The 14,709-nt window shown below is 73.0% G+C and carries 17 protein-coding genes; 10 read left to right on the forward strand and 7 right to left on the reverse strand.

Translation table 11 applies throughout. From position 1 onward, the window contains the following. Positions 1-16 precede the first annotated feature (16 nt). The 3 genes from BKA05_RS18390 to BKA05_RS18400 are packed head-to-tail and all read left to right on the forward strand — an operon-like array spanning position 17 to position 1,962. Positions 17-241 carry a hypothetical protein gene (locus BKA05_RS18390; RefSeq protein WP_179532721.1) on the forward strand — a complete coding sequence of 75 codons (225 nt, stop codon included), beginning with the start codon at positions 17-19 and terminating at the stop codon, positions 239-241. A 40-nt stretch (positions 242-281) separates the two neighbouring features. Beyond that, positions 282-1,097 (forward strand): glycerophosphodiester phosphodiesterase family protein, encoded by an 816-nt coding sequence (locus BKA05_RS18395; RefSeq protein WP_179532722.1) that lies wholly within the window; start codon positions 282-284, stop codon positions 1,095-1,097. Positions 1,098-1,107: 10 nt separating this feature from the next. Continuing rightward, on the forward strand, positions 1,108-1,962 hold the full coding sequence (locus tag BKA05_RS18400; RefSeq protein ID WP_179532723.1) for a DUF5926 family protein: 855 nt from the start codon (positions 1,108-1,110) through the stop codon (positions 1,960-1,962). A 66-nt stretch (positions 1,963-2,028) separates the two neighbouring features. Here BKA05_RS18400 and BKA05_RS18405 read toward each other — a convergent pair whose 3' ends face one another. The 4 genes from BKA05_RS18405 to BKA05_RS18420 form a co-directional block, all read right to left on the reverse strand. Then, on the reverse strand, positions 2,029-3,324 hold the full coding sequence (locus BKA05_RS18405; RefSeq protein WP_179532724.1) for an MFS transporter: 1,296 nt from the start codon (positions 3,322-3,324) through the stop codon (positions 2,029-2,031). Between the two features lie 60 nt (positions 3,325-3,384). Continuing rightward, entirely contained in the window at positions 3,385-4,368 is a 984-nt protein-coding gene (locus BKA05_RS18410; RefSeq protein WP_179532725.1) for an adenylate/guanylate cyclase domain-containing protein, read from the reverse strand. 62 nt (positions 4,369-4,430) lie between these two features. Next, the gene (locus BKA05_RS18415; RefSeq protein ID WP_179532726.1) at positions 4,431-4,808 is read right to left on the reverse strand and encodes a Crp/Fnr family transcriptional regulator; all 378 of its coding nucleotides are present in this window, start codon (positions 4,806-4,808) and stop codon (positions 4,431-4,433) included. A 140-nt stretch (positions 4,809-4,948) separates the two neighbouring features. Then, on the reverse strand, positions 4,949-6,166 hold the full coding sequence (locus tag BKA05_RS18420) for an arginine deiminase (protein ID WP_179532727.1): 1,218 nt from the start codon (positions 6,164-6,166) through the stop codon (positions 4,949-4,951). A gap of 173 nt (positions 6,167-6,339) precedes the next feature. On the opposite strand from BKA05_RS18420, the gene BKA05_RS18425 reads away from it, so the two are divergent. Then, the gene (locus BKA05_RS18425; RefSeq protein ID WP_179532728.1) at positions 6,340-6,678 is read left to right on the forward strand and encodes a hypothetical protein; all 339 of its coding nucleotides are present in this window, start codon (positions 6,340-6,342) and stop codon (positions 6,676-6,678) included. A 2-nt stretch (positions 6,679-6,680) separates the two neighbouring features. Here the strand turns inward: BKA05_RS18425 and BKA05_RS18430 are convergent, their stop codons facing one another. Continuing rightward, positions 6,681-7,523, reverse strand: coding sequence for a prephenate dehydratase (locus BKA05_RS18430; protein WP_179532729.1), 843 nt, complete (start codon positions 7,521-7,523; stop codon positions 6,681-6,683). A 23-nt stretch (positions 7,524-7,546) separates the two neighbouring features. Here BKA05_RS18430 and BKA05_RS18435 point away from each other — a divergent pair, with 23 nt between their 5' ends. Then, positions 7,547-7,945: a DUF4446 family protein gene (locus BKA05_RS18435; protein WP_179532730.1), complete on the forward strand. Its 399-nt coding sequence runs from the start codon at positions 7,547-7,549 to the stop codon at positions 7,943-7,945. Positions 7,946-7,973: 28 nt separating this feature from the next. Here BKA05_RS18435 and BKA05_RS18440 read toward each other — a convergent pair whose 3' ends face one another. Further along, entirely contained in the window at positions 7,974-8,714 is a 741-nt protein-coding gene (locus tag BKA05_RS18440; protein WP_179532731.1) for a GIDE domain-containing protein, read from the reverse strand. A gap of 79 nt (positions 8,715-8,793) precedes the next feature. Next, positions 8,794-10,371, reverse strand: coding sequence for a bifunctional phosphatase PAP2/diacylglycerol kinase family protein (locus BKA05_RS18445; RefSeq protein WP_343045753.1), 1,578 nt, complete (start codon positions 10,369-10,371; stop codon positions 8,794-8,796). Between the two features lie 74 nt (positions 10,372-10,445). Here BKA05_RS18445 and serS point away from each other — a divergent pair, with 74 nt between their 5' ends. From serS to BKA05_RS18470, 5 genes are all read left to right on the forward strand, one after another. Further along, positions 10,446-11,723, forward strand: a complete 1,278-nt coding sequence (gene serS, locus BKA05_RS18450; RefSeq protein ID WP_179532733.1) for a serine--tRNA ligase — start codon at positions 10,446-10,448, stop codon at positions 11,721-11,723. Beyond that, positions 11,720-12,550: an HAD-IIB family hydrolase gene (locus tag BKA05_RS18455; RefSeq protein WP_179532734.1), complete on the forward strand. Its 831-nt coding sequence runs from the start codon at positions 11,720-11,722 to the stop codon at positions 12,548-12,550. Before serS ends, BKA05_RS18455 begins: the two co-directional genes overlap by 4 nt. A 62-nt stretch (positions 12,551-12,612) precedes the next feature. Beyond that, complete coding sequence (locus BKA05_RS18460) at positions 12,613-13,050, forward strand: GNAT family N-acetyltransferase (protein WP_343045754.1); 438 nt, start codon at positions 12,613-12,615, stop codon at positions 13,048-13,050. Beyond that, positions 13,047-14,003, forward strand: a complete 957-nt coding sequence (locus BKA05_RS18465) for an HAD family hydrolase (protein WP_343045755.1) — start codon at positions 13,047-13,049, stop codon at positions 14,001-14,003. Before BKA05_RS18460 ends, BKA05_RS18465 begins: the two co-directional genes overlap by 4 nt. Positions 14,004-14,020: 17 nt before the next feature. Beyond that, positions 14,021-14,692, forward strand: a complete 672-nt coding sequence (locus BKA05_RS18470) for a hypothetical protein (protein WP_179532735.1) — start codon at positions 14,021-14,023, stop codon at positions 14,690-14,692. The last annotated feature ends 17 nt before the right edge of the window (positions 14,693-14,709 follow it).

The following is a 14,709-nucleotide window of genomic DNA, read 5'->3' on the forward strand; positions in this document are numbered from 1 at the left end:
TGGCAGCGTCGTGCCCATGAGCCACCTCAGCGGACTCCCGGAGGAGCAGGACGCGCCCCGTGTGGTGCTGGAGCGGACCATCCGCCTGGTCGAGGACGAGCTGCGCGGGGAATCGGTCGAGGACGTGCTGGCGCGGCTGCACGCCGAGCTGCCCGACGACCTCGACGTGCCCGAGCACAACCTGCGCGCGGCGGCCGAGGCGATCGCCGAGGGCAGGCGGGAGGACGGCTCGCGGGGCTGATCGCCCGGCACCGGCCCCTGTGCTCGGCCACAATGGCCCCGTGAGCACGCGCGCCCCCGATCGCCCGCTCGTCCTCGCGCACCGGGGCGCCAGCGACGAGTACGCCGAGCACACGCTCGCGGCCTACCTCGCCGCCCTGGAGGCGGGGGCCGACGGCCTGGAGTGCGACGTCAGGCTGACCGCCGACGGCCACCTCGTGTGCGTCCACGACCGCAACCTGCGCCGCACGGCCTCCACCCGGGGCCTGGTCTCGACGATGGACCTCGCCGACCTCGACCAGCTCGACTTCTCCTCCTGGAAGCACCCCTGGGCCGAGCTCGACGACGAACGCCCCGACCAGGTGGAGGAGCACGGTCGCGTGCTGACGCTGCGCAAGCTCTTCGAGGTCGTCGCCGACCTCGACCGGCGGGTCGAGATCGCGGTCGAGACCAAGCACCCGACCCGCTACGGCGGGCTGGTCGAGCGTCGGGTGGCCGAGCTGCTGCGCGACTTCGGCTGGGACCGCCCCGGCGGGCCGGTCCGGGTCATGTCGTTCTCCTACACGGCGTTGCAGCGCATGGAGCGGCTCGCGCCGGACGTGCAGCTGGTGCAGCTGATCGAGCACATCCCCTACTGGCCGGTGCTGCGCCGGGTCGTGGGCAGGGACTGGCTGCTCGGGCCGGGGGTCAAGCTGCTGCACGAGAGCCGCCGCCTGGGCGAGAGCATCACCCGCGCGGGGCACGACATGCACGTGTGGACCGTCAACACCCCCGACGACCTCCGGGTCTGCCAGGAGCTCGGTGTGCGGGCCGTGATCACCGACCGTCCGGCGTACCTGCTGGACCTGCTGGAGCAGCAGGCGGGGGCCGACGGGTAGTTTCGCGGCCATGGGTAAGAAGAACCGCGTCAAGGGCAAGGCCCGCACCTCGCTCCCCGCCTTCGTGAAGCGGCCCTTCGAGGGGCTGCCCTCGGAGTGCGACGTGATCGCGCTGCGCGAGCTCGTCCCGGCCGGTACGGCGCCGCTGACCCTCGCCGGGTCCGACCGCGAGGTCGTGCTGTGCTCGCTGCTGCCGATGGCGGCGCCCGCGATGGTGCGCGAGTCCGGCGCGATCTGGCTGGGCCTGCAGGTCCAGCACCACTTCGGCGACCCGGCGCGCGACCTCGGGGCGGTGCTCGAGAAGGCGATCGCCCAGGCCGAGGCCGGCGAGGTCGGCATCGTGGGCCTCACCGACCCTCCGGGTGAGGGGGCGCGGCTGCAGGACCTCGTGACCGGTGACTCGCTGGACGTGACCGTCCACGAGGGCTTCGACTTCTGGCTCTCCGACGTGGAGGACTCCGACGCCATGGCGGGCGCGCTCGACCAGGCCAACGAGGCGGCCATCCCGACCTCGCGGCTGAGCAGCGTCGAGGCGGCGTACTGGACCTCCATCGGCACCAAGGAGCACCTGCGCTGGGTGATGCCTCAGCCCGAGGACGCCCTGCTCGCCGCACTCGCCCGCCTGCACGTGGCCGGCAAGGACGTGCTGGTGCCGGGCGCCCGCTTCGTCGGCATGTTCCGCACCCACGGCGTCCTCGCCCCGGTGTGGGACCTCGAGGTCGGGACCGGCGCGGAGGCGCTCGAGGAGCCCGCCGCCGCGTTCGCGAAGGACCTCGAGGCCGCCCTCGCCAACACCTCCGACCTGACCCCCGAGGAGCGCTCGGCCCGCAACGGGCTGGCGAACCGGCAGGTCACGCTGCGCTGAGGGAGCCGGGTTACGACGCATCACATCTCACCCTTACTGCGCAGTAAGGGTGAGATCTGATTCGAACTATCCCGCGACGGCGCCCCCACCCACCGCCGTGACCCGCGCCAGGTGCCGCTCGGCGGACCGGGCGGCCGGGGCGAGCCCGACGACGGCCACGACGACGATCGCCGCGATCGTGAGCCAGCCGATCGTGCCGACCTCCATGGCGAGGAAGGTGAACGCGGCGGGGGCCCAGACGGTGCCCATGGTGTAACCGAGGTTGGCGACGCCCTGGTACTCCCCGCGCCGGTCGGGGTCGGACAGCTCGGCCTGCAGCCCCCACTGGCCGGCGGACTGGTAGAGCTCGGAGCCGGTGACCGTCACGTGGCCCAGCCACACCAGCAGGATCGTCACCCAGCCGACCGTGTCGTGGGTGACCAGCACGATCGCGCAGGACAGCACGAAGAAGAACGCACCGCGGCGCTGGGCGCGCAAGGACGAGGTCACGTCGGCGACCCCCCGGGCGGCGGCCACCTGCAGGGCCACCGCCATCACGGTGTTGGTCCCGAAGAGCAGCGCCAGCAGCTCACGCGGCGCGTCGGTCTCCTGCACCAGCCACAGCGGGATGACGACGTTGAGCAGCACCTGGTGGGTCGAGAGCACGCCGTCGAAGGTCGACATCACCAGGAAGCCGCGGTTGCGCAGTGCCGCCCTCGGGTCCTTGCGACGGCCCGAGACCGCCTCCAGCGCACCCTCGAGCGGCGACTCGGTCGGCGCGGCGGCCTCGTCCTCGCGGGAGAGGCGGGGCAGGCGCGTCACCAGGACGGCGTTGGCGGCCAGGATCGCGGCGGTGACGATCGGGATGGCCATGATCGGGCCGTTGCCGGGCGCGGCGAGCGCCATGCCGCCGGCGCCCGCCCCCAGCGTGTAGCCGACGTTGCGCGAGGCCCGCATGTAGGCCAGCGACCGCACCCGGGTCTCGCGGGGGAACACCTCGAACCGGTAGGCGTTGCGCCCGGCCCGCGCCCACGTCTGCGCCAGGTCCAGCGCGATGGTCACGGCCACGAAGCCGGCGAACCCGTCGACCAGCACCCACGAGGCGAAGAGCAGCGCCTCGAGGGCGCTGCCCAGGATCCAGGTACGCCGGGTGCCAACCCGGTCCGCGAGCCGACCCAGCGGGACGGACCCGGCGAAGACCGCCAGCCCACCGATGGTGAGCCCGAGCCCGACCTGGGCGGCCGAGAGCCCCACGACCTGGGTGAAGTAGAACGCCGACCCGGTGAGGAACGCGCCCTCACCGAAGGCGGAGAGCACCGACTGGTAGGACATCGCCCGGATCAACGGGTCGTCGGACAGGATCCTGCTCAGCACCCGGCCCACGCCGACCTCCCGAGGACGCAAACTCTCTTGACGTCGAGAAACTCTACATCAAGGTAAACGTCACGTGCGGTGCCGCAGCGCCCACGCCTGCAGCCGCGAGTACCCCTTCACCGAGGCGCGGGGGAGCCGCCGCCAGGCCAGCCCCGGGTCGTCCTCGAGCGCCTCGTGCATCCCGTCGTCGACGAGCACCGTGCCCGGTCGGGCGAGCGAGGTCAGACGGGCGGCGATGTTGACCGTGGGGCCGAGCACGTCGCCCAGCCGCGTCACCACGTCGCCGTACGCGACACCCGCGCGGACCGCGGGGAACGGGTCCTCGTCGTCGGCGCCCATGGACACCAGCAGGTGCACGATGCGTGCCGCGTCGGCCGGGGTGTCGGCGACCAGCAGGACCTCGTCGCCGATGTTCTTGATGACCCGACCGCCATGGTCGAGCACGACCTCGGTCGAGCGGGACTCGAAGGTCTCGATCCAGCGGACCAGCTCCTCGTCGGCCATGGACCGCGACTGCGAGGTGAAGCCGACGATGTCGACGAACGCGACGGCCAGCGGGGTGGTGTCGGAGGCGGTGGCCTCGGCGCCGGCCAGCAGCCTGCCCGCGGCGCCCGCGAGGTGGCGCCGCCACACGTAGGACTGCAGCCGCTCGACCCGCGGGACCACCTCGCCGGTGAGCATCGCCATCTGAGCCGTCGGGTCGCCGTCGGGATCGGCGGCCGCGACCCGGGCCATCAACGTGGTCTGCCACTCCGCCAGCCGCGCGAACGAGCGACCCCAGGTGCGGACCAGCGCCGAGCGCGAGTCGTCGTCGAGGATGCCGAGACCGGTGAGGTCGACGGCCAGCTGGAGCGCCTCGACGTCGGCCTCGGTGAACGCCACGTCGTCGTCGGCGGTCGCGGGGAAGCCGAGCAGGCGCCACAGCTCCTGCGCCACCTCGACGGGTACGCCGACAGCCGCCGCGACCTCGACGCGGGTCAGCCCCGGACGACCGCCGAGCAGCAGCGCCTCGACGCCGTCCCCGTCCTGACCGGTCGGCTGGTCCGGAGCCACGGCCGGCGCCGCGTCCGGGCCGGGGGCCGGGTCGGGCGTCTGCTCGGGTGAGGGGGGTCGGCTCAGGAGTCGGACCCGCCCGAGAAGCGCTCCTTGGCCAGGCTCTCCAGCGCCTCCCCGAAGGACGGCATCTCCACGGCCAGGCGCTGCAGCTGGTCGGGGGTGAAGTGGATCAGCTCCAGGGGCGAGAGCGCCACGATGCTCGCGGTGCGCAACGAGTGGTTGAGGATCGCCGCCTCGCCGACGATGTCGCCCGGGCCCAGCTGGGCGATCTCCTTGCCGTGCTGGCGGACCGAGACGGTGCCGGAGAGGATGATGTAGGCCTTGTCGGCTCCGGTCCGCTCGGAGATCGGGGCCCACCCCTCGGGCAGGGTCACGCGGGTCCCCGCGGAGCTGATCTTGGCGATCTCCTCCGGGCTGAACGAGCTGAAGAACGACATGGGTTCCCTTCCGAAGCGTGGTGGTCCTCCCGCGACGCATCCTCGCCGAGGTGTGTCAGCGGTGTAAAGCAGAGGTCTTGCAGATCACCGCAGGTCAGCGGCGGGTCGGCCGCAGGTCGGCCCGGGTGCCAGCCCCGGCGTCAGAGCGGGTCCCGGGTGATCGGGCAGCTCATGCAGCGCGGTCCGCCGCGGCCCGAGCCGAGCTCGGAGCCGGCGATGCGCACGACCTCGATCCCGGCCTCCTCGAGCCGCTCGTTGGTCTGGTCGTTGCGCTCGTAGGCGACCGCCACCCGCGGGGCCAGGGCCAGGGTGTTGTTGCCGTCGTCCCACTGCTCGCGCTCGGCGGTGACCGGGTCCAGGCCGGTGTCGATGCGGTGCAGCTGGTCGATGCCCATGGCCTTGGCCGCGGCCAGGAGGAACGGCTCGGGCGGGGCGACGTCGAGCCTGAGCGTCGCCTCGTCGCCGTCCTCGGCCAGGGTCACGGCGTGGGCGACGAGGTGGTCGGCGACGTTGGGGTACATCACGACCTTGTCGACGTCGACCAGCGTGCAGATGGTGTCGAGGTGCATGGTCGCCCGCTCCTGGGCGATCGGCACCGCCAGGACGGTGCGGGCCAGGCCGGCGTGGAAGACCTGGCGGGCGAAGCGCTCGACACCGGCGGGCGTCGTACGCTCCCCGACGCCCACGGCGATGACGCCGGGCGCGAGGTGCAGGACGTCGCCGCCCTCCACGTGCTCGGAGTGCCAGCCGTGGATCTTGCGGGTGCCGCGGAAGCGCGGGTGCTCGGTGTAGATCAGCTCGGTCAGCTGGGTCTCGCGTGCCCGCGCGGGCATCGCCAGCGAGGTCACGGCCACCCGGTCGCGCACCCACACGCTGGAGTCGCGGGTGAACAGCAGGTTCGGCAGCGGGTCGACGAGGAAGTCGTACGGCGAGAGCAGCGAGGTCACCAGGCCGAACCCGCCACGCACCTCGTCGTTGCGGATGCCGGCGGTGAGGTAGGCCGTGAGCTCCTCGGGGGAGGCGTCGTGGAGGAAGTGCGCGAGGTAGGCGCGCAGCGTGTCGCCGAGGTGCAACCCCGAGAGGGCGGCGGTGATCGCGTGGTTGCGGGCGATCTCGTCCTGCAGGGTCTCGGTCAGCAGCTCGGTGAGGTAGAGGACCTCGACGTCGCGGCTGCGCAGGGCCTCCGCGAACGCGTCGTGCTCCTCCTGGGCCCGTGCCACCCACGGGATCCCGTCGAAGAGCAGCCGGTCGTTGTTCCTGGGGGTGAGGCGCTTGAGCTCGTGGCCGGGGCGGTGCAGCATCACCGTCCGGAGGCGACCGACCTCGCTGTCGGCGTAGTGGGCGGGGCTCTGGGTCATGGGGTCACCCTAGGGCGTCGAAGCGGTCCGCCCGCGGTGCACGTGCACGTCACACCGGCGGACCAATACCTGGTGGGGTATTGCTGTCAACGGAAGGCCGCGATCTTATGGTCATATATGTCAGGGGGGCATGAACCCTTCGTGCGCTCCCTGCCGTTGTGGCTGAGGCCGACATGGGGGGCTTGTTCGGCGTGGATTGGGACATCGAGGTAGCGATCGAGCGTCACTCTGCTAGCGCGCTCGCGTGGGACCGCGAGTCCGCTCGACTGACCTACCGCGACTCCGACGGCGTGGTCGCCTTCCTCGACATCAGCGAGGCCGACCTGCGCACCTGGCTGCAGATCCTGCTCCTCTCGAGCTTCGCCCCGGCCACCCGCGAGCCCTCCCACGAGCGCGCCATCCGCGAGATGGCCGGCAAGTGCCGCCACCACGCCAGCGTCGGCGAGGACCCGTTCACCGGGCTGCGCGAGCGCCGCGCCAGCTCCACGGCCCGGCCCAGCCTGGCCGGCTGACCTCAGACCCAGCGGAAGCGGTCCGCCGGGTAGACGCCGAGGATCGTGACGTCGGTGGTGAAGAAGGCCAGCTCCTCCAGTGCGTTGCGCAGCGGTGTCTCGTCGGGGTGACCGTCGACCTCGGCGAGGAACTGGGTGGCGGTGAACTGCCCGTCGACCATGTAGCTCTCGAGCTTGGTCATGTTGACGCCGTTGGTCGCGAAGCCGCCCAGCGCCTTGTAGAGCGCAGCCGGGAGGTTGCGCACGTTGAACACGAACGTCGTGACGACCGGGCCGTTGCCGGCCGGGGCCTGCACGAAGTCGCGGGAGAGCACCACGAAGCGGGTGGTGTTGTGGTCCTCGTCCTCGACGTCGGTCGCCAGCACGTCGAGGCCGTAGATCTGTGCGGCCAGGGGCGGGCTGATGGAGGCCTGGCTCGGGTCGGCGGCCTCGGCGACCTCGCGGGCGGCGCCCGCGGTGTCGCCGGAGATCAGCGGGGTCAGGCCGTGCTCGCGGATGATCCTGCGGCACTGGCCCAGCGCGTGCACGTGGCTGTGCACGGTGCGGATGGTCTCCAGCGTCGCGCCCGGCACACCCATGAGGTGGAAGCGGATCCGCAGGAAGTGCTCGGCGACGATGTGCAGCCCGCTGCCGGGCAGGAAGTGGTGGATGTCGGCGACCCGGCCGGCGATCGAGTTGTCGATCGGGATCATCGCCAGCTCGGCCTCGCCGGAGGTCACCGCGGCGAAGACGTCCTCGAACGAGGCGCACGGCAGCGCCTCGAGCTCGGGGTAGTGCTCCTGGCACACGATGTGGGAGTTGGCGCCCGGCTCTCCCTGGTAGGCGATGCGTCGCGGGTTCGGCACCTGCGCAGTCTAGGTTTTCCTGCGTGGTGGTCCTGGACGTGTTCACGCTCGTGGTCGCACTCGCCGCCCTCGGGTGCGCGGTGCTCGCCCTCCGGACGGTGCGCGCCGGCGTACGCCGCGAGGGGCCGGACGCGCTGCCCGAGGACGTCCTGGGGCTGCGCCAGGAGGTCGCGGCGCTGCGGGCGGAGGGCCGCGACGCGCTGCGCCACCTCGCCGCGGTGCGCTACGACGCCTTCGGTGACATGGGCGGTCACCTGTCCTGGTCGGTCGCGCTGCTCGACGATGGCGGCAACGGCGTGGTGCTCACCTCGATCCACGGCCGCTCCGAGGCGCGGACCTACGCCAAGTCCGTGTCCGCCTGGCGCTGCGACCAGCAGCTCTCCCCCGAGGAGACCGAGGCGATCGAGGCCGCCCGCCCCTGACCCGCCGAAGCGTCGCTCACGCTCGGCGTCAGAGCAGCGAGACGAGACCGACCAGGGCGAGGACGACCGCGGCGGCGCCGGCGACCTTGGCCACGATGCTTGCGGTGCGGGCCGAGCCGGCAGCGGAGTCGAGCAGCTGCTCCTCGGAGCGGGTGGTGACGACCAGGTCGCCCTTGGCCGGCTTGCGGAGGGTGAGGACGCCCCCGTCGTCGCTGACCTCGCCGGCGACGAAGAGCCGGGTGCCGGGCTCGAGGACCCACTCCTCGTGCTCGAAGCCGATCGTGTCGCGGCCCCCGCCCCGCCGGCCCTCGCGGAACTCCGAGAGCGACTTGCGCGCCCCGTCCACCCCGCCCGAGGCTTCGACGAGCACCTCGCCGGTGCCGTCGCGCAGCACGAACGGGGTCGTCGAGGTCTGCGAGGTGACCGTCTCCTCGGCGGTGGAGGTGGACTTCTCGCCCTCGGAGTCCTTGGTGACCTTCGTGTAGCGGCGGGTCACGGTGTGCCGGTGCCACACGCAGGGCGTGCCGGTCTCGGGGGAGGTCAGCCGCCCGCCGGGCCCGGGGTGCGCCTCACCGCTGAGCTCGACCACCTCGCGGTAGGAGCCCGCCCCGGCCGCACCGGTCGCGGCGGCCGCGACCTCGGTCAGCGTGGCGACCGTCGAGGTCTCCGTGGCGAGCAGCCGGCCACGGCGCCGGGTCGCGGAGCGCCCCGTCCACCAGGCGATGCCGGCGACGACGGCGGCGAGCAGAGCGACGAGGAACCAGCCCATGGCCCCGACCCTCCCAGAACCAGCCTGCCTCGGGAAGGGCGGTCAGGACCGGTACGACGGTGGGAGCGGGTGGTGCCGCTCAGCGCGGGACGCGCACCAGCACCCGGCCGTGGACGCAGCGCATCCGCAGCTCGCGTCCGGGGCCGATGGAGTCCCCGTCGAGCTGGCGCGGGGTCTCCGAGGCGGCCCGGACGACGACGGAGGAGCCGGTGCGCCGGTCGACGAGCTCGTCGGTGTGGCGCAGCTTCAGCAGCACCCGCCAGGCCAGCGGGATCCAGGAGAAGAAGTTCTTCGGGTGCAGGATCACCACGTCGAGCAGGCCGTCGTCGATGGCCGCGTCGGGCAGCAGCGGCATGCCCGCCTGGAGGAAGCCGACGTTGCCGACGACGACGGTGCGGGCGCGGTGCTTGGTGAACTCCCCGCCGTCGACGGAGATCTCCACCTTCACCGCGGGGAACATCAGCGACTTCAGCCCGGAGAGGACGTAGGCCAGCCAGCCCACGCGCTTCTTGATGTCCTCGTTGACGCCCTCCATGATCGCGGCGTCGAAGCCCATGCCGGCCATCACCATGAAGTGCGAGTCCTCGATCCCGTCGCCGGAGACCTCGACCATGTCGATGGCGCGGTCCTGGCCGGTGAGGCCCACGTCGATCGCGGCGCGCAGGTAGAGCGGGATGTCGAGGTTGCGGGCCAGCAGGTTGCCGGTGCCGGCGGGCACGATGCCGACCGGGATGCCGGTGCCGGCGAGCTCGGCGCACACCTCGCGCACGGTCCCGTCGCCGCCGCAGACGAGCACGAGGTCGGCGCCGGCCACGGCGGCCTCCTCGGCCATGCCGGTGCCGGGGTCCTCGACGGTGGTGAGGTGCCAGGTCGGGTCGGCCCACCCGGCCTCGCGGGCCATGCCGGTGACGGTCGACTTGAAGACGTCGACGTCCTCGACCTTGATCGGGTTGAGCACGACGGCCAGCCGACGCGTCGAGGGCACCGCCTGCGGCAGCGGCTCGGCCTTCTGGGCGTGGCTGCGCGGCAACGGCGAGTACGCCGCCAGGACCACCAGCAGGATGCCCGCACCGAGCAGCACCCCACCGACGACGTCGCTGGGGAAGTGCCGGCCGAGCAGCACGCGGTCCAGGCACACGCCCACGACGACGAGCCCGACCGCGGCGTACACGAGGCGGCGCACGGTGGCGCGACGCACCAGCATCAGCACCAGCACGCAGACCACGCCCCCGAGCGCGGCGACCGACGAGGCGTGGCCCGAGGGGAAGGCGTTGGACTCCAGCAGCGCCTCGGGGTTCTGCCAGTCCGGGCGCTCACGGCCGATCCACACCTTCAGCCAGGTCGTGGCCAGCGCGGTGAGGCCGGGGACGACGAGGGCCACGACCGCCGCGCGGCGGTGCCCGCGCAGGAGCATCACCAGCCCGGTGGCGATGGTGAGGACCGTCATGCCGGTCGTGCCGAAGGTCAGCTCGATCCAGCGCAGCAGGTCGTAGGCGCGGGTCCCGGCCTCGACGTAGGGCACGTCGGGGCCGCCACCGCGGGCGTCGACGTCGGCCAGCGGACCCCAGCCCTCGGTGACCGCGAACGCCAGCAGGGCGAGGGTCGCGAGGCAGGCGAGACCCCAGCCGAGCAGCAGGGAGCGGGAGCGGTCGAGCACGCGCCACAGCATGGCAGAGCCCCCACCCACAACCGGGGTGAGGACAGCCCCACCCCAGGGATAGCCTTCACGACATGATCGACCCCAAGGTCCTGCGGGACGAGCCCGACCGCGTCCGCGCCGCGCTGGCCAAGCGCGGCCTGTCCGACGAGGTCGTCTCACGCTCCCTGGAGGCCGACACCTCCCGCCGCGCCGCGATCGCCGCGTTCGAGGAGAAGCGCGCCCAGCAGAAGCAGCTCGGGGCCCTCATCCCGAAGGCCCAGGGCGAGGAGAAGCAGCAGCTGCTCGCGCAGACCAAGGCGCTGGCCGCCGAGGTCAAGGCCGCCGAGGCCGCCCGCGGCGAGGCCGAGGAGACCTGGCAGCGCGCCCTGCAGGAGATCCCCAACCTCGCGGCTCCCGAGGCGCCCGAGGGCGGCGAGGACGACTTCGTCGTGCTCGAGCACGTCGGCACGCCCCGTGACTTCGAGGCCGAGGGCTTCGAGCCACGCGACCACATCGAGCTCGGCAGGATCCTGGGCGCGATCGACATCGAGCGCGGCGCCAAGGTGTCGGGCAGCCGGTTCTACTTCCTCACCGGCGTCGGCGCCCAGCTCGAGCTGGCGCTGGTCAACCTCGCGATGGAGCAGGCCCGGGAGGCCGGCTTCACCCAGGTCATCGCCCCGTCGCTGGTGCGCCCGCGGGCCATGGACGGCACCGGCTTCCTCGGCCAGGCCGCCGACGACGTCTACCGGATCGAGGGCGAGGACCTCTACCTCGTCGGCACCTCCGAGGTGCCGATGGCCGCCTACCACTCCGACGAGATCCTCGACCCGGCCACGCTGCCGCTGCGCTACGCCGCCTTCAGCCCGTGCTTCCGCAAGGAGGCCGGCTCGCACGGCAAGGACACCAAGGGGATCATCCGGGTCCACTGGTTCGACAAGGTCGAGATGTTCGTCTACACCACCGTCGAGGAGTCCTACGCCGAGCACGAGCGGTTGCTGGCGTGGGAGAAGGAGTTCCTCGGCAAGCTCGAGCTGGCCTACCGCGTCATCGACGTCGCGGCCGGCGACCTGGGCCTCTCGGCGATCCGGAAGTTCGACTGCGAGGCGTGGATCCCCACCCAGGGCAAGTACCGCGAGCTCACCTCGACCTCCAACTGCACCGAGTTCCAGTCCCGCCGCCTCGACATCCGCGGCCGGTTCGAGGACGGCACCAAGCCCCTGGCCACGCTCAACGGCACCCTGTGCGCCATGACCCGCACGATCGTGGCGATCCTCGAGACCCACCAGCAGGCCGACGGGTCGGTGCGCGTGCCGAAGGCCCTGCAGCCGCACATGGGCGGGCTCGAGGTCCTGAAGCCGGTCGGCGCGTGAGCGTGCCGGCTCCCGGCTGGGTGCCGAAGCTGGTCGCCCTGGACATCGACGGCACCCTGCTGCGCTGGGTCGAGGGATCGGGCCAGACCCACGCCGAGGTCTCCGACGCGGTCGCCGACGCCGTACGCCGGGCGCGCGCGGCCGGGGCCCACGTGGTGCTGGCCAGCGGCCGCTCCCCGCACGGCATGACCCCGGTGGCGGACATGCTCGGCCTCGACGACCCCGAGGACCCGGTGTGGGTGGTGGCCTCCAACGGCGGCGTGGTCTTCCGCTACCCGCCGATGGACATCGTCCACGAGCACACCTTCGACGCCCGGCCCGCGGTCATAGCCGTGCTCGAGGAGCACCCCGACGCCCTGGTCGGGGTCGAGGAGCGCGGGCGCGGCTACCGGGTCAACAGGCCGTTCCCGGCCGGTGAGCTGTCCGGCGACATGATCGAGACCCCGGTCGAGGACATCGTCGCCGAGCCGGTGAGCCGCGTGATCATCCGCGATCCGCAGGCGACCGCGGAGGACTTCGTCGACCTCGCGGGGCGGCTGGGGCTGCACGGCACCGACTACGTCGTGGGCTGGACCGCCTGGATGGACCTCTCGCCGGTGGGTGTCTCCAAGGCCTCGGGGCTGCAGCAGGTCTGCGACGACCTGGGCGTCTCGGCGGCGGACGCGCTGGCGATCGGCGACGGCCGCAACGACCTGGAGATGTTCGCCTGGGCCGGCCGGTCCGTGGCGATGGGCCAGGCGATCGAGGAGGTCCGCGCCGCCGCCGACGACGTGACGGCTCCCGTCGACGAGGACGGCGCCGCCCTCGAGCTGGGGCGGTACTTCTGAGCACCCCGTCCCCCCTCCTCGCCACCGCACGGCTCGAGCTGCCGCTGTGGTCGGCCGACGTCGTGGCCGACCTGCGCGGCGGCCGCCGACGACCCGAGTGGCACCCCGACTTCCCCCGCACCGACGACGTCGACGCCGCCACCCTGTGGGTCGAGGGCGACCCCTGGGGCCCCCGCAGCATCGTCCGTGGCCGGACCGTGCTCGGCTCCATCGGTTTCTTCGGCCCGCCGGCACCGGCGCAGGACGGCGTCCTCGAGACCGAGGTGGGCTACGGGCTGGTGCCCGAGGCACGCGGCTGGGGCTTCGCGACCGAGGCGCTCACGGCGATGCTCGAGGCGGCCGACGCCGACGGCGTCCGGGTGCGCGCGAGCGTCAGCCCCGAGAACGCCACCAGCCTGAAGGTGCTGGCCAAGAACGGCTTCACCGGCCTGCGCGGCTCCGACGACGACGGCAACCTCGTGATGGTGCGGCCCGTGCCCGAAGGGCGGTCCCTCCCGTGACGAGCGCCAGCGAGGAGGGCCCCGTGCCGGGTGGTCGAGCAGCGACGAGCGCCAGCCAGGAGGGCCCCGTGCCGGGTGGTCGAGCAGCGACGAGCGCCAGCGAGGAGGGTCCCGTGCCGGGTGGTCGAGCAGCGACGAGCGCCAGCGAGGAGCGGGCGTCGAGACCACCCCGCCTGGTCGCCACCGACCTCGACGGCACCCTGGTGCGCAGCGACGGCTCGGTGTCGGACTACACGCGCGAGGTGCTGCTCGAGGTCGAGCGGCGGGGGGTGCCGGTGGTCTTCGTGACCGGCCGGCCGCTGCGGTGGGCCCGCGACGTCTTCGACCACGTGGGCTCGCACGGGCTGGCGGTGATCTCGAACGGCGCGGCCGTGTGGGACGTCGCCGCCGACAGCGCCCGGCTCGAGCGGCCGATCGAGGTGGGCGTCGGTCGCGAGTTCGCCCGGCTGCTGCGCGAGGCGGTGCCCGGGACGTCGTACGCCGTCGAGACCCGTGCGGGCATCGAGCTGGAGCCCGAGTTCATGGAGCGCTACCCCGTGCCCGACGCGGCCCGCCGCGCGCACGTCGACGAGCTGCTCACCGCCGGGGCGTGGAAGCTGCTGGCTCGGCACGAGGAGCTGGGGCCGCAGGAGTTCTGGGACCGGGCCGAGGCCGCGACCGGTGGCCGGCTCACGATCACCTGGTCCTCCAGCACCACCTTGCTGGAGATCAGCGCGGCGCAGGTGACCAAGGCCTCGACGCTCGCGATGGTCTGCGCCGACCTCGGTATCGGCCCCGACGAGGTGATCGCCTTCGGGGACATGCCCAACGACATCCCGATGCTGGCGTGGGCGGGCCGCTCGTGGGCGATGGCCGACGCGCACCCCAGCGTCGTCGAGGTGGCCCACGAGGTGGCGCCCGGGCACGAGGAGGACGGCGTGGCGCGCGTCCTGGCTGGTGTGTTCGACCTGTGATCTGCTCTCATTTCCCCGTGCCGACGACGACCCGACCCCCCGCGACCGCGCTCGCGGCCGGCCTCGTGCTGGCCCTGCTCGGGCTCGTGGCGGCGTGCGGGGTGGTGCTCGGGGCGACCGGCCCGGCGGCGTACGCCGCGGAGGACCCCTCCTGCACCGACCAGGGCGTCAGCATGCAGACCCGGCAGGCCCAGGCGGTCTTCACCGGCACCGTGGTCGGTGCGAAGGCAGCGGCGCTGGACGACGGTCAGCGCGGCGTGCGGATCACCCACCAGGTCGAGGTCCAGGAGGTCTACAAGGCCGCCCGGGTCAGCGTCGCCGCGGAGCTCGAGGTGGTCACCACCCGCAACGTGCGCGGCGAGTGCAACCTCGGGCGGCTGCCCGAGGGCGAGGACGTCGTCTTCTTCGTGAAGGCCGAGACCACCGACGGCGAGCCCGCGGACCCGGTGGTCTTCCTGGCCGCGGGTGACTCGGGCACGGCCGTGGCCGACAGCGACCTGCGCGACGCGCTCGACCGACTCCTGCCCAACCCCGTGCCGCCGGTGCCCGCGAGCCCGACGGGCGCGGAGTTCGAGGCGCTGCCCGTGGACCCGCCCACCCCGCTGGGTCGTGCCGCGGCCCCGGGCGCCGCGCTGGCGGTGCTCGGCGTGCTGGGGCTCTTCGTGGTCGGGCGGCTCGGCCGGCGCTGAGCCCGGCCGCTGAAGCG

This window comes from Nocardioides marinus (genome assembly GCF_013408145.1).
GTDB classification, from domain to species: domain Bacteria; phylum Actinomycetota; class Actinomycetes; order Propionibacteriales; family Nocardioidaceae; genus Nocardioides; species Nocardioides marinus.